Origin of the sequence: Pseudomonas sp. P9_31, from assembly GCF_034008235.1 — a bacterium.
Lineage (GTDB): Bacteria > Pseudomonadota > Gammaproteobacteria > Pseudomonadales > Pseudomonadaceae > Aquipseudomonas.
Genome location: NZ_CP125375.1, coordinates 3,241,149 through 3,259,744, shown reverse-complemented (window position 1 = coordinate 3,259,744; position 18,596 = coordinate 3,241,149). Strand labels below are relative to the sequence as shown.

Sequence of the window (18,596 nt, the reverse complement as noted above, 5' to 3'; positions counted from 1 at the left end):
AGCGCTTGCAGTATCGGTTAATTAGTAACGTGTTCGTGGCTTGCTGCCAGCTGCTGTTTTTGCGTGGACGACGCTGATGAAGAATCAGAGTTTCCCTCAATCAATTGATACAGGTTCTTGATATTGGCAGGCGTGGGTACAAGATGGATTTTCTTGCCGATCGCGTATTTTCTAGCCTGGTCATGCAAATAACGAAGTGAGGAAAAGTCTTCAAGCGCAAACCCCACCGAGTCGAACACCGTGACTTGCGTGTCGTTTTCTCGGCCTGGTTCGTTATCCCGAACGATGCGAAAATATTCGATGACGGGAAAGTCAGCGTCCAGTTGCTGAATGTCGCCTTCAATGCGCGTCTGCGGTTCAAACTCGACAATGATCCGGGCGTTGCGCAGGATATCGGCGTGAAGTTCGGTTTTCCCGGGGCAGTCGCCGCCAACCGCGTTGATATGCATGCCAGGCTCGATCATGTCCGGCGTCAAGATTGTCGCGTAGGCCTTGTCCGCCGTGACTGTGGTGATGATGTCGACGCCTTTGACGGCTTCATGCACCGAGGACGCTACGATGACTTGAATGCCGGTGTAGCGTTCCAGATTTTGTTTCAACTTCAATGAAGCAGCGCTGTCGATATCAAATATCCGCACCTCGTTGATCCCGAGCAATTCATAAAAGGCAATGGCCTGGAATTCGCTCTGGGCGCCATTTCCGATAATGGCCATGCGTGTCGAATCCTTGCGTGCCAAGGACTGGGCTACCAGGGCGGACGTTGCCGCTGTGCGAACCGCGGTGGTCAGGGTGAGTTCGCTGAGGACTGAAGGGTATCCGCTATCGACGTCCGCCAAAACACCAAAGGCCATGACTGTCAGCAGGTTGTTGCCCGCATTTCCTGGGTGGCCGTTTACGTATTTGAATGAATACTGTTTGCCATCGTCAGTCGGCATCAGTTCGATAACCCCGCAAATGGAGTGATTGGCGGTACGTGGGGATTTATCGAAGTCAGCCCAGCGGCAATAATCAGCCTTGATGTAGTTGGCCATTTGCGTGATGGCCTGACCGATACCAATTTTGCGAAATAGCGTGGCAGCATGATCAACGTCGATGAATAGAGTCATGTGTATTTCTCTCTGGATGTAAGCCGAAGGAAGTTGTATCGGTCGCCAAAACTCAGGATTGTTTACTCTCATATCCATGAAGTACGTTGACCGCATTGATTCCGATTTCATCTACCATGTATCCGCCCTCCATGACGAAGAGCGTGGGGGCGCCAACAGAGGCGATGATTTCACCCATGCCAAAGAAGTCCTGACTTTCCAGAAGAAAGTGGCTGATCGGATCGTCTTTGAATGTGTCGACGCCCAAGGAAATGACTAACAACTCGGGCGAGAAGCTCCGAAGTTTTTTACAGGCGTGAATCAGGGCGTTTTGGTAGCTCTGCCACGTCGTATTTTTCGGCAAAGGATAATTCAGGTTATAACCTTCGCCGGCACCTGTACCGCACTCGGAACTGAAACCTGAATAATAAGGATAAGAAACCAACGGGTCGCCATGCAGGGATGCAAACATCACATCGTTGCGATCGTAGAAAATATTCTGCGTCCCGTTGCCATGATGGAAGTCGACGTCCAGCACCGCGACACGTTTAGCACCTTGAGTCAGTGCATGTTGCGCGGCGATGGCCGCGTTGTTCAGATAGCAGTAGCCTCCCATGTATTCACGAGCGGCATGGTGTCCGGGCGGACGACACAGGGCAAAGGCGCTGTTTTGGCCTTCGTTGATCAACGACAGTCCAGTGAGTGCAACGTCCGCGCTGGTTTTGACGGCTTCCCAGGTGGTCGCGGTGATCGGCGAGCCGGCATCCATGGCAAAGAAACCGAGCTTGCCATCAATGAACTCCGGGACTTGTTCATTGGACAAGTCGCGCACCGGCCAGACCAGGGGAAGGGCGTCGTGCTCCCGACCGGTTGCCGTCCATTCAGACCACGCGGTTTCCAGAAAGGAAACATAGCGCTCACTGTGTGCATTGACGTAGCACGCCCGGTCAAACGTTCGCGGGACGATGATATCGCCGAGCCCAACGTGCTGGACCCGGTCGCGAACGGTATCCGCTCGGCTTGGCTGTTCGAAAGAAGGTTTGAGAACGCCGTCCTTTAATTCGGTCCCATGGTGCAAGCGATGGGAATCGCTGAAAACTGTAAGCATTTATAAGCATCCGTCATGGTGGTCCAGTGCCAATAGTTTGTTCTGGTACGGATGCACTTTCTTTGCTTTTTGTTCTCGCCCTGCTAGCGTAATCGGGATTATTTACCCTTGGATGGCACTATGCAGAAAAAAAATACTCATCGCGCTGTGCTTGACGATACCGACCTTTCCATCCTTGCCTTGTTGCAGGAAGACGCCAGCATTTCCAACGCCGAGTTGAGTGAGCGTCTGTCGTTAAGCCTTACTCCATGCTGGAGGCGGCGCAAGAGATTGGAAGAGGAGGGCGTGATCAAGGATTATCAGGCAAACCTGGATCGGAGGAAGCTGGGACTGGACATCATGGCGTTCGTGCATATCCGCTTTGCCACGCACACCGACCACACCCCCGAGGCCTTTGAAGCCGTCATCATGCAGCTCCCGGAGGTCTTGTCTTGTCACAAGATCACAGGGGATGCCGATTACCTTCTGCAAGTGCTGGCTCAGGATCTTGATAGTTACAGTGACTTTGTCGAGAGCGTATTGAGGCGACAGCTCGGTATAGCGTCTATCCAATCAAGTCTTGCGTTGCGTGAGGTCAAAACGACCAGTCGTATCGCCATTCCGGGGCGGACAAAGCAGTAAGCCGGCGTGCTGAAGCGCCCAGCCAGAGAACTCAGCCGACCGGCTCGGCCGTACAACTCACTTGCCCTGAGCCTGGCTTCTGGAAAAGGACCACGTTGCCGTCTTGCCAGAAGCTGTAGTTCCCCTGGTAATCCTTGCCGGTGTATCGGGTTCCCGAATCACTCTGTTCCTGGCTCAGGACGATCGAGGTATTTGCCCATTTCAGGTACACGACACCAGGCTGCGTGGTAAAGAAGGTAGCGGCAATCAGCGAGTTAAGCCCTGTACAACGAAAAGCCAATGGGCCTTCGGTGAGTCTGTCTGGGTCCTTGGTTCTCACAATGGCCGAGCCTTGGCGCAGCTGGTGCGCGCGCTCGGCATAACTGCGGATCGTGCACGCCTTGGGCGCAGGCTCGGAGGCACACTGATTGCGGGCATCAATCCAGAACTGCTGGTCGATCATGACCTTGTCTGGACGCGGCACTGAATGCTCATCCGTGAGCGCGAGGCGATAAAGACGCGTCAGTTCGATATCCATCTGCGCCAGTTGCGGATCGCGACAGATCAGCTTTTCGACGGACGCCTTTGTCTCGGCACAATCGAAGCTGGTCTTGAAGGTTGGCGCAGCCCTGACACAGGTGCTCGCCGCCGCGCATACGCTGGCAGCGAGTAGACAGGTGAAAAGGGCCGTGACCGTTTTCATGTTGGCTTCACCCAGATCATTACGTGATGCCCGGATTGCCGTGGGATTTATCGATGCGTTGAACAGTTATTCTGTTCGCATTGGTGTATCGCAGTGTAAGTCAGTGCTCAGAACTTGCCATACCGCTTGGTCCAGTATCGGCGCCAGACGGTCGGTTCATGCTGCGTTACCTCTATGGTGTGAGGAGAAAATCAGTCAGACGTCTACCACTACTTTACAGGGTAAGGCTGGATAACGTTTGCGCCCCGTTTCCAGCAAACGATCTATAGCCCCACCCAGAAAGTTGTGCAGCAGTTCATCACGCTCTTGCTCATTCCTTGGGGTAAATGAGGGGAAGGGCGGCGGTGGTTTTGGTCCAAGTTCCGCTCTGACACATCTATACCCCGACTTTGTCTGTGTTGGTCTTTGATCTTTCGGGAACTGCAAATCCCCTGTGGGCGAGCTTGACTCAGGCTGTGAAATCGCTGGTGTGCAGCTCCTGGACGCCCACCAATTGGATTTCGAACTCGGGGGTGGCGTCGGCATCGACACTGCCGTAGAGAATGCCATCGGCAAAGCGCAGTTGGCCGGTGGCGTTGCCAGGGTCGAAGGCGCTGCTACCGATGAAGGTGAAGGCGTCGACTGCGGCGGTCTGCGGGTTGGCGTCCAGGCCGGTGAAATCCAGATGATCGCCCTCGGTGCTCTTGAAACCGTTGATCACATCGCGCAAAGCGCCGACGCCCATGTCCGACAGCGCACCAAACGCGTAGGTGTCCGCGCCAGTGCCACCGGTGAGGTTGTCGGTGCCGGCACCGCCGATCAACCGGTCATCGCCCGAACCACCCACCAGCGTATCGTTGCCCGCCGCACCGTTCAGAACGTTCGCGGCGCTGTTGCCTGACAGGCTGTCGGCGTAGGCGCTTCCCATGAGGTTTTCGAAGAGCTTCACGGTGTCGAGCCCGGAACCCACGGTGTTTTGTTGCACTGACGTCGAGAGGCTGACGGTAACGCCGGACTGGGCGCGCTCAAAAGACACCGTGTCATTGCCATCGCGCCCGTCCAGCACGTTGTTGCCGGCTCCGGCGAACAGCGTGTTGTCCAGCGTGTTGCCCGTACCATTGGCGGCGCCAGTGCTATCGATATACAGACGCTCGACGTTGTTGCCGAGGGTGTAGGCCGCCAGGCTGCTGTGCACGCTGTCGATCCCACCAGACACCGCATTGCTGTTGATCTCGATCACGGCGTCGTCGGCGTTGTCGACATAGTAGATGTCATTGCCATCGCCGCCGCTCATGCTGTCGTCCCCTGCGGCACCATCGAGCACGTTCTTGGCGGCATTGCCAGTGATGAAGTTGTGCCGCTCATTGCCGGTGCCGTTGATGTCCGACACGCCGGTGAGCACCAGGTTCTCGAGATTGGCGCCCAGGGTCCAGCTGACCGAGGCCTGCACCGTATCGATCTGCGAGGTCGAGGTGTTGGTTTCCACCACGCGGTCGAACGCGCTTTCGACCACATAGACGTCGTTGCCATCGCCTCCGGTCATGGTGTCGGCGCCCAGGTGACCATCCAGTGTGTCATTGCCCGAGGTGCCCACCAGGGTATCCGCCTGGTCGGTACCGGAAATCAGGTTCTGAGCGTTGTCGAAAATGTCCTGCACGCTGTTGTTGTCGTTGGGGTTGCCCTGGAAGCCAAGGTCATTGGCAATGTAGTCGGCCAGGCGCTGGCCGACGATCTCCGCCGATTCCTCGTGCAGGTGCCAGACGTCGTCGGGATACGCCATTGGATCGACTTCGTGGCGCAAGGGAAGGTCGGTGTAGTCCACTGCCAGATTGACGTCGGCGCGCTCGGCGGCGATGGCTTCCTGGGCGGCGTGGACATAGCCAACCCCCTCGACGATGGAGGCAATCTTTTCTTCCGAATAACCACGGGCACGCGCCGCGTCCTGCTCGTAATGACCGGTTTCCATCATGTACACAGTGAAGTTGCCGAACTGGGCATGCAGGTAATCAAACACTTTCAGGGTCGCGGCCTTGTAGGCCGCTGCTGCCGCTGCTTTGTCCGTGGCGCGGCCGATCTCCTGGGCGGCTTCCTCGCCCTGGCCCCAAATGATGCCCATGGTGACGTTATCGATGGATTGCAGTTCGGTGCGCTGGTCGCGCAGCAGCGTCACCGCTCGCAACAGCGCAGCCCCGGGTTGGTCGGTGTCGGTCAACCACCAGCACAACTTGAGTTCCTCGGCGCTGAGCGTTGACAGGCCGGTGACCGTGCTGCCGCCCACCGCGATGTCGATGCCGTTGCCATTGGCATCGGTGAACTGGCTGCGCACGTCATAGGGGGTGTAGCGGTCCAGGTCGTTGACCAGCATCGAGGTGCCGGACTGATTGTCGTCCTCCGTCATGCGCAGCAGGCGCGCATTGGATTGGCCGAGGGTGGGCAGGTAGAGGATGCCCTGCTGGGTGCTCTCGCCGAACACGAAGTCGCTGGCGGTCAGGGTGTTGAGGTAGTTGCCGTTGAGGGCGATTTCAAAACGATTGCCATCGGCATCCGCTTCGGCGGACTTGATGTAGGTCTTGTCGCCGGCCGCGTTGAGGGTGATGTACAACGTGCCATTGCGGCCATCGCCGAGACCGAGAAAGCCCAGACTTGAAACATCGATCTTGTCGACGCCCGCAGTGAAGTCATAAATCGTGTCGGTGGCCGTGATACCACCCGTGTCGTAGTCGCGGTAGCTGTCGAGTACGTTGGTGTAGCGGAAGGTGTCGGCACCGTCGCCGCCGTACAGCGAGTCGCGTCCGTCGCCGCCGTCGATGGTGTCGGCGCCAGTGCCGGCCTTGATCGTGTCGTTGCCACCGAGGCCGAGGATCAGGTCTGCACCTGCCGTGCCGTTGAGGGTTTCGGCGTTGTTGGTGCCGGTGATGGTGTTGGCGGGCGCATCGGCCACGACCAGGGCAAAGCTGTCGCTGACCGATGCACCGGCCGGGTCCATGGCTTTGACCAGCACGTTGTAATTGCCGGACGCGGTGTTGGTCGGCGTGCCGGTGAAGGTCAGGTTGGTGGCATTGAAGCTCAGCCACGGGGGCAGGGCGCTGCCATCGGCCAGGGTCGCGGTGTAGTTGAGGCCGTCATTATCCGGATCGGTGAAGCTGGTGGCCGGCACCGCGTAGCTGAACGGAGCGTTTTCGGTTGCGTTCTGGTCCAGCAGCGGCGTGGCCAGCACCGGAGCATGGTTGGTCGGTGACGACGAGGCGAAGACGAAGTTGGCGCCGGTCAGCTTGTCGAGGTAGTTGCCGTCCAGTGCCACTTCGAAGCGGTTGCCATCGGCGTCGGCGGTCAGGGACTTGATGTAGGTCTTGGTGCCGGCACTATTAAGCACCACGTACACGGTATTGTTCTTGCCATCCCCCAGGCCGGTGAAACCCATGGCCGAGAGGTCGATCTTGTCGGCGGTGATATCGAAATCGGTGATCAGGTCGCCAAGGTTGGCACCGCCGGTGTTGTAGTTGCGGTAACTGTCCAGGCGATTGGAGAACACAAAGGTGTCCACTCCGGAGCCACCGGTGAGGGTGTCCATACCGGCACCGCCGTCGAGCTTGTCGTCGCCGGCGCCGCCACTGAGGCTGTCGTTACCCGCCAGGCCGAGCAGGGTGTCGGCTGAATCGCTACCCAACAGCGAGTCGCTGCCGCTGGTGCCGGTGACCACATGATTGAAGATGAAATGGCTGACGGTCAGGGCGCTGGCGAGGTTGCCCGAGAGCATCAACTCGAAGCGATTGCCGCTGGCGTCGGCATCGTAGTCCTTGATGTAGGTGCGGTTGCTGCTGGCGCTGTAGCTGACCTGCAGGGTACCGCCATGACCATTGCCCAGGCCGGTGAAACCGAGACCGGCGAAGTCGATCTTGTCCTGAGTGACGTCGAAGTCGGTGATGGTGTCATCGAAGCTTGCGGTTGCGTTGCGGTAACTGTCGGACTGAATGGCGAAACGGAACGTATCGGCGCCGGTACCGCCGGTGAGTTTGTCGATGCCTGCACCACCCACCAGAATGTCGCCACCGGCCCCGCCATCGATGGTGTCGTTGCCGGCTCCGCCGTAGAAAATCTCGCTGGCGGCGCTGCCCAGCAGGGTGTCGTTGCCAGCGGTACCTTGCACGGTGATCATCGGCACCGTGTCGCTGACGTAACTGCCGTCACCATAGACCAGCGTGGCGCCGTTGCTGGTGTGGCTGATGGTGTTGCCGATAATGGCGTTGCGATCGGTGCCGTCTTCGTTGCGTTCGGCGACGCCGTAGGTCGACAGGTTGCTGCCGGTGATGATGTTGCCCTGGATGGTGTTATCGCTGCCGTTGAAGTACTTGCCGGACACGCCCAGGGTGTCGTTGTAGGACTGGATGATGATCTCCGGTACGGGGTTGCCCAGGGCGTTGTTGTTGAGCGTGTTGTCGATGATCTCGACGTGGTTGCTGCCGTAGATGCGGACCCCGTCGCTGGCGTTGTCGTGAATGTCGACGCTGCTGACGGTCACCTCGCTGGACAGTTTGATCAGCACTCCCTCGGCGCCGTTGCTGTACACCTCGCCACCGGTGATGGTGATGTTTGTGGGGGAGGGGATGTCCTCACTGCCGCGTTGCACCACGATGCCATTGCCGCCGTTGTCGTAGGCGACGTTATTGGTCATGGTGAAATCGTGGGTGCTGGTGACGACGTTGAAACCGTGGCGGTCGTTGTCGTAGGCGATGTTGTTTTCGAAGGTGCTGTTGCTGAGGAAGTCAGCAACGAAGCCGTCCAAGCCGTTGCCGTGGGACACGCTGTTCTTGATGACCATGTTGACGGTCTGCTCGTGGGGGTCGAAACCGTACCCGGAGCAATCCTTGATCTCGACGCTGTCGAGGGTAACGTTGGAGTCGTAGCCAGCTTCGCCGGGAATGTAGCCGTTGAACCAACCGTCGATCTTGCCCGTAGTGCTGTCACGGTTGCCGTCGATGGTGAGGTTGCTGACGCCGAAGTCGTGGGTTTCCTCGCCATAGGCGGAGCGGATGACTCCCGTGATCTTGGTGTCGGAGCCGTCAGCCACCTTGACGGTGGTTGCGCCCATGCCGTCGCCGTACAGGTAGACGTTGCTCTTGAGCATCAGGCAACCGTCGGAAGGTTCCACTCCTCCCGAAACGATGTAAGTTCCGGTCGGCATATACACCTGCCCCCCGCCTGCGGCAGCCGCCGCATCAATTGCTCTTTGTATCGCCGCTGTGTCGTCAGTGATGCCATCTCCTTTGGCGCCAAAATTTTGTGCGTTGAAAATCATGAGCTTATCTCCGTATCAGGCCAAAACCTCGGAAGATGCCAATATTCCATCGACAACCACCGTGTTTTGACCCAGCGGAGTGCAAAAGTTATGACCACATATCGGGGATGTGTCAAAAAACCGGACTAACTGATCAGTGGCTGGAGAGGTGTTTCAAAAAAGTAACAGTTTGTTGACGCCTGCTTCGGTCGCGAGCGATGGTGCTGTGGGAGACCAATGGCGTGCACTAGAGCTGGAGATTGGTAGATCGCGTTAGCTAGGCAGCTTGCCTTGAAGGGAATGGCGTTCAAGCAGCCATTCGGTGACGGAGTTGAGTGCTGTCGAGATTTTAGCTGCCGTTGAGGTTGGATTTTTGGCGTGCTTTAAAAAAACTCGATCTCAGGTCTCATCTTCGGTGCTAGCCGGAGGAAATGCTCCACATGATCCACAAGTGTAAAAGGCCATGATTGATCGTGCTCCACATGACTTAGGCCCGCCACGGTGGAAGAGCCCCTTCGAAAAGTGAAAAGGCTCGATGCAGGAAACTGTTGAAGCGAGCGGCATCACGCCGCAGCCCTGCCTGTTGACCACCAATCAGGCACAGATGGGCCACCTGACCAATCACTTCTGCTTCACCTGGCATATGGACCAAGCGGCGGCACGTCCGTATCGCGAAGTCCAGTCGTCTTGCGTCAACACGCTGCTGGAACTCGCCTACCAACGGATCGTGCAGCGACCAGGCTCGGATGGAAACTTCCCGCCCAGGTTGTTTCTCAGCGGCAATACTCAAGTAGCGTTTCAAGGTTTCGCCCGCGCTACGACCCTGCGCCGCATAAGCGAGCATGCGCTCCGTGTAGTCTTCTTCCCAAGCGGCCAGCAAGGTGCGGACAAAGTCTTCGCGATTGCGGAAATGGTGATAGAACGATCCGCGGGTCACATTCAATCGGCGCGATAGACTCTCGGCCGAAACGCCAATATGCCCTATTTGGTCGAGGGCCTCAAAACCAGCCGCGATCCAATGGTTACGAGTTAGTTTTCTCACCAGCTATTTCGCTCCATATTTAGCGCCATACAGACTGTGTATGGTGCGCAACCGGTTGATACGCTGCGAACACCAGCAAAGATGGCCGTTGCGTTTTGCACGCCAGCACTTTTCATGGAGCTCGCCTTGAAGAAAATCGTTCTGGTTGCTTTCGACCAATTCACTGATATCGACCTATTCCTGATGTGGGACATTTTAGGCCGCAACACTGAGGACTGGCACGTCCGAATATTGGGTTCTAGCTCTATCGTGCGATCGGCGCACGGCCTGCCTGTTTCGGTGCACGGTCCGCTTTCCGAGGCCAATAGTGCCGACGCGGTATTGTTCGTCAGCGGCAAGGAAGGGGTACCCGCTGCACTTGCCGCCCCAGATTTCCTGCCGTCGTTTGAACTTGACTCCAGACGCCAGCGAATCGGCTCCATATGCGCCGGAGCTTTCATTCTCGAACGGCTTGGGCTGCTCAGCGGCCAGGCAACTACACACCCGGATGCACGATCGGGCTTGCAAGCTCTGGGACTTGAGCCCATGGACCAGCCTCTTGTATGCCAGGGGAACGTTGCAACCGCTGGCGGATGCCTTTCGGCGCTCTATCTGGTGGGATGGTTGGTTGAATCCTGGTTCGATGTCGACAAGCGCCGTGCGACGTTGCTCCCTGTTCTGCCAGCTGGGCAGCAAGAGCTCTATGATGCCTTGATCGGGCTCAGTATCCGACAAGGAGAAGTTGGCGCCTCAACAACATCCAGTTAATCCATGCTCGCTCAGCGAGGCTCTGGACCTCATCCTCCACTATGCAGATACCTCGTGTGCTTGGGAATGAGCAGTGAGCGCGGTTGTCCCTGTCCGGCTTGAAAGTCGGTAACCGTCACTTTTAAACTAGAAAAGCACTGACAGGGCGACGAGGCGTGTTATACGACAAGCCATTGCAACAAGAAACGTGACATGGCATGCCGCCTAATTAGTAGTTAGATCTCAGGAGAGATCCCCGATGCCCAGAGAGTTCGAGCTCATTACCTCCGTGCCAGTCCCCTCGAGGTCCGGCATCTCCCACTTTTACAAGTCGATGAACCTAGCGGATGCTTTTGCGATTCGGCTCCCTGCGGGCACATCTGGCAATCCAGATTTGCTGGCTCGATTCATCTTTTCCCATCAGCCATCCTGGATCGGATGGCTCATGAAAGTCCGAGACACTATCGTTGCCTGTTTCGGTCTCAAGACAGCCAAACACTTGGCATCACTTGCTAATCGGATTGGAATCTTCAAGGTCTACAGCACGAACCAGACTGAAATCGTGTTGGGAGAGGACGACAAGCACCTCGACTTCCGGATATCGATTCTGTGTTCTGGAGAGACAGAGCCAGAAGGCAGTCGCCAACTCGTTGTTTCAACCGTGGTCCAGTGCCACAACCGTCTAGGTCGGGCCTACATCTTCGTTATTGCCCCATTTCACCGCTTGGTTGTTAAGGCCAGCCTCCTGCGTGCAGCGCGCGTCGGTTGGCCTCTGGCTACCTGCCCCTAGGCTGAGAGCGCTGCGCGGTGAGTTTTCTTCTGAGTCGGCCGGACAGTTACCAGGAAAATAGCTTTTGCCAGCCATGAAACCAACTACCAACAGCGGCGCATATCGTTGCCTGAGCCCCCGATCGTCGTAAGTGTCCGGAAAGTCATCTGGCTTTTTCCGCGTTGTCGCTTATGACAACCAACCGACAGGGAGGTCATCGAATATGCCTATCGGAAAAGTTCACATGCCATTGCTATCATTCCAATTTCAATCAGGTCAGTTTTGAAAGGGATTTCACCGATTTCTTGGAAACCGAAACCCTCATAGAATCGCCGCGCATTTGAGTTGGTCTTGAGTACGTCAAGCCACAGCAAGCGTTCTCCGCGCTCTATCGCTCGGCTGCAAATGAAGTGCAGGAGTTGTTTTCCATATCCTCGTCCTGCTTCGGATTTGAGAAAGTAAATTTTTTGAAGCTCCGCGCCCAATTCGCCAGTTAAAGGCGCAGGCGTTGACCAGTTAACTTTGGAAAAGCCTACGACCCTACCGCTTTCGTCTGAGGCTATAAGCCACAAATGGCAAGCGGAGGATTCGAGTGATTTGCCGAGCGAGTTAGGGGAAAAGTCTTGATTAAGGAAGCCCTGCATGCCGGAGAGAGACCAGATGTCCGAAAAATGCTCTTGGTAGGTCTCACAGCCGATTTCACGTAGAACATCTAGGTCGGCTTTAGTAGCTTCACGAATATTGATCATATTTCTCACCGGTTTATTTGTATACACACGGGCATCACGCCATGCCGGAGGGTTCGAGAAGACCTTCTGGAAAGATCGAATGCTTGCCGCTCAGACTGATCTTGGATACACGTTCGGCGCTCCATTCCGCAACATAGAGATTACCCGCTGCGTCGAAAGCCATACCGACCGAAGAGCTGAATCCACCCCACAACTTTTCAGGCGCAGCCGTGAGGTGATGTCACAGCTGACCTGGAGGCTTCAAGCTATCTGAGGTAAAGGCGCATTAATGATTAGGGAAGGGTCTAGGCTCCGAATCCTATGCTCAATATGGTAAGCCCCGCTCTCGGTGTAGCGTAAAAAACAGCGACCGCAAATAGAACATTCAGAAATTTTACATAGATTGTAGGGGAAGTAGAGTGGTGCGATCGGAGCATCTAATGACCAGTAATGGGTATCCTTGGGATGATATTCGCTAAGCGTCAACACGTCCTCGGCGTCATACATTAGCGTGCCAATATCGAATAATAGCGTTTCTGGCAAGGAAGTCGGAGGGCTTTCCCATCCTGTTAGTGTTTTTTTAGTGCAAATGCAAACACTACTTACAGAGTGGGAGCGTTCCGCTAACTCATACAGCTCAGAATGACTAAAATATTTATGGATATTCAAAATTAACCTTTTATGGTAGTGACCAAAAATAAGTCATCGGTTATTCCTTAATAAACGACGGTGTTTTTGAGGAGCCAAATGTGCTCCAGGCCGTGCAGAGCAGCGCAGTCAGAGTCATGGCTATTAAGATGCTCCATCCTGGCAAATAACTGTGGGTCACGTCCTTCAACAAACCCAATGCGGGAGGCATTATGACAATGGCAACTTGATTAATCGCCATGGCTAAACCTAGTGCGAAACCGGTCTTATTCGAGGGAGCGGAATCAGCAACGTAGGCTACCCACGGGCCATACCACCCAAACCCGAAGAACCCGAGCCAGCTGACTAATATGCTCAACATCCAAAAAGAGCGCAAAGGAGACCAAACGAGGACAATCAGGCCGAGAATAACTCCGAGCATACAGATCAATACGGGGAAATACCGACCAGATTTACAGCGATCACTCCAAGCAGCTAAAATAATACGACCCGCTACGCCCGCTCCTTGAGCAATCAAAAGTAATGTGGCAGCGGCTGTGATGCTCAAATCGAGTAGATCATAAAGATAAAGTGCCGTGAATATCAAAATCCCATATTGGACTGAAATAAGGCTAACACCCGAGAACATAATGTTCTTCATCGCCGGGTCGTTTAGCATGGAAATTCTTGAGGCCAGAATAGTTTTGAGTTTCTTTTTATCAGACTTTACCGGAGGGAGCTTATTGGGATTGGCTGAGCGATAGAAACTTAAGAAAGTGATAGCGCCAAACAATGCGACCAGTCCGCCCACTAAAAACGAGTACTGCCATCCCCAACGGGTGGCAATGTAGGGGAGTACCGCCGCTGAGAGCGCACCTCCCAAGGGTAGGCCCGCCTGGCGGATACCCATTGCAAAACCTAACTGGCTTTTTGGGAACCAGCTAGAAACAGATTTGCTGCCACCAGGTTGCGCAGTGCTGTAGCCAGCACCGACCACGATCAAAAACATAAGCAATGATAGGTAACTGTTAGCAAGTGTTGAGGCGCAAAGTGCAATCGCAACGATGAGCGTACCCATACCCACAACTATGCGTTCTTCAAATCGGTCTAATAATTCTCCAGCAACTAGCAAGCCGAGGATAGGAACTAATTGCGCAGCTGAAACCAATAGTCCTATTTGCATCGTGGACAGGTTCCAATCCTGCTGGATGAAGATTGCAATAGCACCGATACCTTGTACGAAGAAACAGGCACTCGCTTGGGCCACGGTTGCGATCAAAAGAATAACCCAGCGATAACCCGAGTTCTGGCGCAAACTGCTTACATCAGTCATTGAAAAGCTCCATCATTTTCTGATACGCCCAGCGGCCTTTGGCGTAGTGTTGTGAGATGTTCGTCCCTGACAATATCGAGCCCCATACGATTAATTATTGTTTCTGGGTTAAGTTCAGGCGTCACACCATTATAGCCGATTTCTTCAAGTGCATACTCCATGAGTTGTTGGTTGTCACTCATATGCACTTGTCCTTTCTCGTCTACCCCATAGGGTGTATCTTCCATGCCTACACGTAGAATATCAACACCACTTCCAGGTTGGCAGGCGTATGTAGCAAGCCGCCTTAAAGCACACATTTCGGTTCCTTTCCGTGGGCCAACATCCACAACTTTGTAATGCAGGTGGGCTTGCTGGGGGATAATGGCGGCACCGACAGTGATGGTTATCTTACGCTTTCTATAATCTGGATTGGAAATGTCAAACTCCAAACTTTTGGCCACTTCGATGACGTTGCAAAACTCATCATAGGATGATGGAAACGGAAGGCGACTGGAAAATCCAAATAATAGGATTATGTTTAGCTGGCCGGAGCTGCCCAGCTGTAGAGATGGATGTTCAACGGCAAACCGTGTCATGCCATAGCTTCGGGCAAGTTGAACCCATTCGACTTCATGAAATAGCCCTAGTTGTCGGCGAGCTGAAATCGCACTCCTGTAGACTTGAAACTGTATTGAAGGTGAAGTACTACCATAGTCGGCACCTTTACTCGTGGAGTTTGTTTCCATGGTGGCCTGTACAACACGTGCAGATGGCACATATTTTTGTATATCTTCGAAAAAAGCAGAGCTGTGCATATATTCAAAGTCGAGTTTTTGTATTTTCTTTTCCAGTTCGCATATGATCTGCAGTTCTATCGCGGCCTGAATGGTGACAAAATGAGCTCCGCCGAAGTGTAGAGGTAAAGCGCATTGGCTAACCCGTTCCCATTCACCAAATGTCTTAATATTTTCTTGAACTTCTTTACCATTGCGACTAGCCCCGAAACTCAGAAGGACGTCTTTGCAGGAGCGTTGTATATTTCGACTCACGGCTTGATAGATGTCATTGTCGGTTGTTTGCTCCTGCGTTATCGGGTTGCGAGCATGATAATGATAGTACCGGCACCCCAGGTTATAAAGTTCGATCGCTTCTTTAACGATGGCGTCCTGGTCTCCCTTGATAGTAGCGCCTGTACAAATGGAATCGAGAAGCTGATCCCCTGTGAGATAGTGGTTGCGAGGCGTGAATTTTGCGCCTGTTGATGCGCACCCCAAGATAAGTGTCTTCTGTGGGTTACTCATATTTACTTCCCTGTTATCTAGTTAGATACCCTTTAACCGAACGTGCCGGTGCGTTGGCTGGTGCCTTTGTCTGCATCCGGTGTTGGCTGGGCTTTGACGTTCTATCAGTTTGAAAATCCCATACGTTGCGGATTTAGCATGGTTTTTTGACAAACCTTCATGCTAGAGCGGTTTTTTGACTTTCAGACCCTTGGTTGCGCATGTAATGATATGACCATCAAAAAATTGCGAGATCAGCAAGATGACGGATTTTCGAACCTTAAAGGATTTTATTGTGCTGGCTCGCGTTCGAAGTTTTTCCCAAGCTTCGATACATTGCAATGTTACAACCTCCGGCTTGAGTCGAAGGATTACCGCTTTGGAAGAGTGGTTGGGTGTTTCGGTGTTTGACCGAACTCGTCACCAGCTAGAACTTACCGACGCGGGTACGGAGTTCCATGTTGCTGCTGTCGAAATTGTAGAGCTATTAGAGAAAACAAGAAATTCGGTTATCCGTACTCAAGAGAAAAACAGGCGGAGAATTTCTATTGTTGCGCCACACATCATGTCGAGAGCGTTTTTTCCAGCTTGGTTGCCGAGGGTAAGTAGGCAGTCAGAAGAAACTCGTTTCTCTATAGACTTCGCAAACCTCCCTGAGTGCTTCAAACACCTAACTAACCGCTCGGTGGATTTTGTTGTCGCTTTTGCGGACAACAATAACGGCATCAGTGAGCACCTTAAGAGAACAGTATCACTTGACGAGCTTGAATGTTTGAAGATAGGCCGCGAGTGGCTAGTTCCTGTGAGTGCGCCAAATTTGCTGGGGGAACCTTTGAATAGCGTTAGTTTACCTAAAGGTGAGATTTCATACCTTCATTACCGCCAGGATTGCTCATTGAGTTGGGCGCTTGAAAAAATGCTAAAGGGCAATCCAAGTTTGTCAGCACTCCGTAAAATTCACGATTGTTCTCTGGCCGACGGTCTTCGTTCTATGGCGATAACCGGGCTAGGCGTTGCATGGCTTCCTCTGGAGATCGTTCGGAACGATTTAGATAGGAAGGATCTGGTTCGTGCAGGCAACACAGAGTCTGATATAGCATTAGAAATTAATATTTATCGTCGCAAAGAAAAGCTAGGCGAGAATGCTGAGATCTTATGGGATAATCTTAGTAGTATGGCGAATGATTCCAGCTTTGCTGTAGCGAAACCCGTGATCCCGTTCACTACATTAAGTTAGCTAATTTCCTATAACACCGTTTATACACTGGTAGCAGGCTTCGTTGGAAGGCTTGCTGCCGAATATCTGAAGCAACCCTAGTTTCGTCGAGACATCAAAACCCTCGGTTTTTATTGCCCATGACTGGAAATTAGGCTCTTGGTAAAGCGCGTGTAGAACGATGGCAATTTCATAGTTCTTGGCTTGCGGTCGCAAGCGTACCAGAGGGCCAAGTAATACAGCGTGCATTTTTCCTCTGTCAGCATGTCGTCCCGTGTTTGTTATCGAGACCTAGGGATGGTCTGAAGTAGCCACGTATTTCTGGCTGACTTCGGCCACCGCCGATTTTGAAGGTGGCGAATCGATCCAAAACGCTCAGATCACTCACTCATTCCTGTCTTTTTAGCCGCGGCGAGCACCTCCCCGCGGCTATTCCCCACATTACAGGCGCACCTCTCCTGTATTGCCCAGTAAATGTCGGCGGGCCATCCACAGATTCGACAGCGCAAACAGCGTCACCAGCTGTGCCGTGTTCTTGGCCAGGCCACGGAAGCGCGTCTTCACATAACCGAACTGGCGCTTGATCACCCGGAACGGGTGCTCGACCTTCGCCCTTACCTGCGCCTTGGCTTTTTCGATTTTGCGCTTGGCTTTGTACAGGACGCTGCGCTTGCCCAGTTTCTGGTAGGTGCTGCGCCGGGCGGCAATCTGCCAGATGACTTGGCGACCTTCATGCTCGGGGCGTTTCTCCACTCCGGTATAGCCGGCATCGGCACAGACCACGTTTTCGTCGCCGTGCAGCAGCTTATCGACCTGCGTGACATCTGCCACATTGGCCGCCGTGCCCACCACGCTATGCACCAGGCCCGACTCGTCATCCACACCGATATGAGCCTTCATGCCGAAGTACCACTGATTGCCTTTCTTGGCCTGGTGCATTTCCGGGTCGCGTTTGCCGCCCTGGTTCTTGGTCGAACTCGGCGCATGAATCAGCGTGGCATCGACGATGGTGCCCTGGCGCAGCGACAGGCCGTGATCGCCCAGGTAGCCATTGATCACGCCCAGAATCCCTGCCGCCAGTTCGTGCTTTTCCAGTAGGTGACGGAAGTTGAGGATGGTGGTTTCGTCGGGAATGCGCTCCAGGTTCAGCCCAGCAAACTGGCGCAGAATAGTAGTCTCGTACAGTGCCTCTTCCATCGTTGGATCGCTGTAGCCGAACCAGTTTTGCATCAGATGGACACGTAGCATCGCCATCAGCGGATAGGCCGGACGACCACCATCACCCTTCGAGTAGTGCCGCTCGATCAGAGTAATCAAACCCTTCCACGGCACCACCCGATCCATCTCGATCAGGAACAACTCTTTACGGGTCTGCTTGCGTTTTCCGGCGTACTCGGCATCGGCGAAAGTCATTTGCTTCATCGGAGAACTCGGCGGGTGGAGTCGGGGTATTTTGCCAAAATCAGGAAGTCTTTTTGAGGGTTTTCTTAAAGAAAATAATCTGAAGCAAAAAGCCCGTCACAGTTGTGGCGGGCTAAGAGGGGTTTACGAGGAATGATGGGTTAAATTTTACCCTTGAATCCAGTACTCGCCAGCGGCACCTGCACTGTCATAGTTTACTCGATCATGTATTGCTTGACTCACGGAGCTGGGCACAAACCTAAGCTGCAGAGAACCCGCATTATCTGAGATATCCCCGTCGTTAATGCGTAGTTCCAAACTCTGTCCTGCCTTCAAGGCAAAGCAGATCCCATAACCTGTAACTGTATTGCCCGATTTCATGACGAGCTGTCCTAGATTTCCTGAGGGAAAAGGGCAGCTTGGATCTGCCTTTATGGTGTAGTAGTTACCTACAGTGCTGTTAGTTCCGGTTGCTTGACACACTCGACCTCGGTCGTTTGTATTGAAGTTCCACGTTCCATCTGCATATAGATTTCCGTCTTCCTTGACTGTGCCAAAACTCTGCCAGTCTTTATCTGCATAAACATCCATTTATTTACTCTCCTTGTTTTACAAGACCGAAATCCAGTTCTTGCCTGGGGTTTCGAGTTGAATTCACCAAACTTCGACAAATTCGCGGTTCAATACTGCCTCAGAGCATGGGTCGCGGCTTGTGAAAAATCGCAGTTTAATAGACGAATTA

At 53.9% G+C, this 18,596-nt stretch carries 14 protein-coding genes; 4 read left to right on the top strand and 10 right to left on the bottom strand.

Annotation, left to right across the window (positions count from 1 at the left end):
• Positions 1 to 17: 17 nt before the first annotated feature.
• Positions 18 to 1,106 carry an ornithine cyclodeaminase gene (locus QMK51_RS14350; RefSeq protein WP_320390623.1) on the bottom strand — a complete coding sequence of 363 codons (1,089 nt, stop codon included), beginning with the start codon at positions 1,104 to 1,106 and terminating at the stop codon, positions 18 to 20.
• Positions 1,107 to 1,158: 52 nt separating this feature from the next.
• On the bottom strand, positions 1,159 to 2,193 hold the full coding sequence (locus QMK51_RS14345; RefSeq protein WP_320390622.1) for a histone deacetylase family protein: 1,035 nt from the start codon (positions 2,191 to 2,193) through the stop codon (positions 1,159 to 1,161).
• Positions 2,194 to 2,313: 120 nt separating this feature from the next.
• Between QMK51_RS14345 and QMK51_RS14340 the strand changes: the two genes are divergently transcribed.
• Complete coding sequence (locus tag QMK51_RS14340; protein WP_320390621.1) at positions 2,314 to 2,814, top strand: Lrp/AsnC family transcriptional regulator; 501 nt, start codon at positions 2,314 to 2,316, stop codon at positions 2,812 to 2,814.
• A gap of 31 nt (positions 2,815 to 2,845) precedes the next feature.
• On the opposite strand, the gene QMK51_RS14335 is transcribed toward QMK51_RS14340, so the two are convergent.
• From QMK51_RS14335 to QMK51_RS14325, 3 genes are all read right to left on the bottom strand, one after another.
• Positions 2,846 to 3,496: an MliC family protein gene (locus tag QMK51_RS14335; RefSeq protein WP_320390620.1), complete on the bottom strand. Its 651-nt coding sequence runs from the start codon at positions 3,494 to 3,496 to the stop codon at positions 2,846 to 2,848.
• Positions 3,497 to 3,944: 448 nt separating this feature from the next.
• Positions 3,945 to 8,771: a M10 family metallopeptidase C-terminal domain-containing protein gene (locus QMK51_RS14330; RefSeq protein ID WP_320390619.1), complete on the bottom strand. Its 4,827-nt coding sequence runs from the start codon at positions 8,769 to 8,771 to the stop codon at positions 3,945 to 3,947.
• Between the two features lie 466 nt (positions 8,772 to 9,237).
• Entirely contained in the window at positions 9,238 to 9,792 is a 555-nt protein-coding gene (locus QMK51_RS14325; protein WP_320390618.1) for a TetR/AcrR family transcriptional regulator, read from the bottom strand.
• Positions 9,793 to 9,918: 126 nt separating this feature from the next.
• Between QMK51_RS14325 and QMK51_RS14320 the strand changes: the two genes are divergently transcribed.
• Together QMK51_RS14320 and QMK51_RS14315 are read left to right on the top strand one after the other, a co-directional pair.
• Complete coding sequence (locus QMK51_RS14320) at positions 9,919 to 10,539, top strand: DJ-1/PfpI family protein (protein WP_258700598.1); 621 nt, start codon at positions 9,919 to 9,921, stop codon at positions 10,537 to 10,539.
• A gap of 238 nt (positions 10,540 to 10,777) precedes the next feature.
• On the top strand, positions 10,778 to 11,308 hold the full coding sequence (locus QMK51_RS14315) for a DUF2867 domain-containing protein (RefSeq protein ID WP_320390617.1): 531 nt from the start codon (positions 10,778 to 10,780) through the stop codon (positions 11,306 to 11,308).
• Positions 11,309 to 11,514: 206 nt separating this feature from the next.
• Here QMK51_RS14315 and QMK51_RS14310 read toward each other — a convergent pair whose 3' ends face one another.
• The 3 genes from QMK51_RS14310 to QMK51_RS14300 form a co-directional block, all read right to left on the bottom strand.
• The gene (locus QMK51_RS14310) at positions 11,515 to 12,036 is read right to left on the bottom strand and encodes an N-acetyltransferase (protein ID WP_320390616.1); all 522 of its coding nucleotides are present in this window, start codon (positions 12,034 to 12,036) and stop codon (positions 11,515 to 11,517) included.
• Between the two features lie 688 nt (positions 12,037 to 12,724).
• Positions 12,725 to 13,975, bottom strand: a complete 1,251-nt coding sequence (locus QMK51_RS14305) for an MFS transporter (protein ID WP_320390615.1) — start codon at positions 13,973 to 13,975, stop codon at positions 12,725 to 12,727.
• Positions 13,972 to 15,258 (bottom strand): 3-keto-5-aminohexanoate cleavage protein, encoded by a 1,287-nt coding sequence (locus tag QMK51_RS14300; RefSeq protein WP_320390614.1) that lies wholly within the window; start codon positions 15,256 to 15,258, stop codon positions 13,972 to 13,974. The genes QMK51_RS14305 and QMK51_RS14300 overlap by 4 nt, the downstream gene beginning before the upstream one ends.
• A gap of 241 nt (positions 15,259 to 15,499) precedes the next feature.
• Here QMK51_RS14300 and QMK51_RS14295 point away from each other — a divergent pair, with 241 nt between their 5' ends.
• Positions 15,500 to 16,474, top strand: coding sequence for a LysR family transcriptional regulator (locus QMK51_RS14295; RefSeq protein ID WP_320390613.1), 975 nt, complete (start codon positions 15,500 to 15,502; stop codon positions 16,472 to 16,474).
• 420 nt (positions 16,475 to 16,894) lie between these two features.
• Here QMK51_RS14295 and QMK51_RS14290 read toward each other — a convergent pair whose 3' ends face one another.
• Both QMK51_RS14290 and QMK51_RS14285 read right to left on the bottom strand, forming a co-directional pair.
• Positions 16,895 to 17,875, bottom strand: coding sequence for an IS5 family transposase (locus tag QMK51_RS14290; protein WP_320390612.1), 981 nt, complete (start codon positions 17,873 to 17,875; stop codon positions 16,895 to 16,897).
• A 147-nt stretch (positions 17,876 to 18,022) separates the two neighbouring features.
• Positions 18,023 to 18,445: a hypothetical protein gene (locus QMK51_RS14285; protein WP_320390611.1), complete on the bottom strand. Its 423-nt coding sequence runs from the start codon at positions 18,443 to 18,445 to the stop codon at positions 18,023 to 18,025.
• Between the last annotated feature and the right edge of the window lie 151 nt (positions 18,446 to 18,596).

What these genes read in the sequence shown, in the direction of transcription:
- QMK51_RS14300 (WP_320390614.1), bottom strand. Translation starts at nt 15,258, where the DNA reads ATGAGTAACCCACAGAAGACACTTATCTTGGGGTGCGCATCAACAGGC.
- QMK51_RS14340 (WP_320390621.1), top strand. Translation starts at nt 2,314, where the DNA reads ATGCAGAAAAAAAATACTCATCGCGCTGTGCTTGACGATACCGACCTT.
- QMK51_RS14295 (WP_320390613.1), top strand. Translation starts at nt 15,500, where the DNA reads ATGACGGATTTTCGAACCTTAAAGGATTTTATTGTGCTGGCTCGCGTT.
- QMK51_RS14350 (WP_320390623.1), bottom strand. Translation starts at nt 1,106, where the DNA reads ATGACTCTATTCATCGACGTTGATCATGCTGCCACGCTATTTCGCAAA.
- QMK51_RS14305 (WP_320390615.1), bottom strand. Translation starts at nt 13,975, where the DNA reads ATGACTGATGTAAGCAGTTTGCGCCAGAACTCGGGTTATCGCTGGGTT.
- QMK51_RS14310 (WP_320390616.1), bottom strand. Translation starts at nt 12,036, where the DNA reads ATGATCAATATTCGTGAAGCTACTAAAGCCGACCTAGATGTTCTACGT.
- QMK51_RS14345 (WP_320390622.1), bottom strand. Translation starts at nt 2,193, where the DNA reads ATGCTTACAGTTTTCAGCGATTCCCATCGCTTGCACCATGGGACCGAA.
- QMK51_RS14285 (WP_320390611.1), bottom strand. Translation starts at nt 18,445, where the DNA reads ATGGATGTTTATGCAGATAAAGACTGGCAGAGTTTTGGCACAGTCAAG.
- QMK51_RS14335 (WP_320390620.1), bottom strand. Translation starts at nt 3,496, where the DNA reads ATGAAAACGGTCACGGCCCTTTTCACCTGTCTACTCGCTGCCAGCGTA.
- QMK51_RS14330 (WP_320390619.1), bottom strand. Translation starts at nt 8,771, where the DNA reads ATGATTTTCAACGCACAAAATTTTGGCGCCAAAGGAGATGGCATCACT.
- QMK51_RS14290 (WP_320390612.1), bottom strand. Translation starts at nt 17,875, where the DNA reads ATGAAGCAAATGACTTTCGCCGATGCCGAGTACGCCGGAAAACGCAAG.
- QMK51_RS14315 (WP_320390617.1), top strand. Translation starts at nt 10,778, where the DNA reads ATGCCCAGAGAGTTCGAGCTCATTACCTCCGTGCCAGTCCCCTCGAGG.